The organism is Synechococcus sp. R8-2, assembly GCF_047461715.1.
In the GTDB taxonomy this organism is placed as follows: Bacteria; Cyanobacteriota; Cyanobacteriia; order Thermostichales; family Thermostichaceae; genus Thermostichus.
Genome location: NZ_JANSHQ010000507.1, coordinates 1 through 984 on the forward strand (window position 1 = coordinate 1; position 984 = coordinate 984).

1 protein-coding gene is annotated in these 984 nt (G+C 60.2%); it reads right to left on the bottom strand.

Annotation, left to right across the window (positions count from 1 at the left end):
- Nucleotides 1-149: 149 nt before the first annotated feature.
- A complete protein-coding gene (gene panB, locus NW819_RS11635; protein WP_414344752.1) occupies nt 150-935 on the bottom strand; it encodes a 3-methyl-2-oxobutanoate hydroxymethyltransferase in 786 nt (261 codons plus the stop codon).
- Between the last annotated feature and the right edge of the window lie 49 nt (nt 936-984).

Genomic DNA, 984 nt, shown 5'->3' on the forward strand with positions numbered 1-984 from the left:
AGGGATCCCTGAGGTCGCCCTATCCTTGCCCAGCCTTGAGAAAGCGGTGCGGTTCCCGTTCCCATAAGCATTGCGTAGCAGTAGGTAGCAGTATGAGGTGCCGTAGGCATAGCACCTCTGCCCAAGCTTTGAATGGGTAAGGGATCCCTTCAGCGGGGGGGAAATACTTTTTGGCGAACGTCGTCGGCGAAAGCTTCCACTGCTTCTCGGATCGCCTGTCTCAAATTGGTATAGGCCTTGGCAAAAGGGGGGAGCCGCTCGCTCAGCCCCAGCAGGTCGTGGGTGACCAAAATCTGCCCATCGCAGGCCGGCCCGGCCCCAATGCCCAAGGTTGGGATCCCCACCTGGGCTGAGATTTGGGCAGCCAATTCCGCCGGCATGTGCTCCAGAACCAGGGCAAATGCCCCTGCTTGTTCCAGGCTGAGGGCCTCTTGTCGCAGACGCTCCGCCTCCGGAGTGGTTTTTCCCTGCTGGCGATAGCCTCCCAGTTGATGTTTGGCCTGCGGAGTGAGGCCGATATGACCCAAAACCGGGATCCCCCGCTGCACCAGAAAGGCCACCGTTTCCACCATGTCGGGGTAGCCCCCCTCCAGCTTGACCCCGTTGACTCCTGCCTCCTTCATCAACCGCCCTGCCGAGAGGAGAGCTTGTTCTTTGTGGACTTGATAAGTCAAGAAGGGCAAGTCGGCCACCAAAAAGGCCCGTTCTACCCCGCGGCGCACGGCCTGGGCATGGTGGAGCATCTGTTCCAGCGTCAGGGGCAGGGTGCTGGCATACCCCAAGTTGGTCATGGCCAAGCTGTCGCCCACCAGGATCAAGTCGATCCCAGCCTGATCCAAAATCTGAGCGGTGGCGTAGTCGGCAGCCGTGAGGGCCACCAAAGGTTGACCCGCCTGTTTGGCCTGGCGAAAGTGGTGAATGGATAGAGCAGCCATATCTCCATGATCTCATCTGGGCGTTCCCGCCAGCGGTGCGGAGCACTTT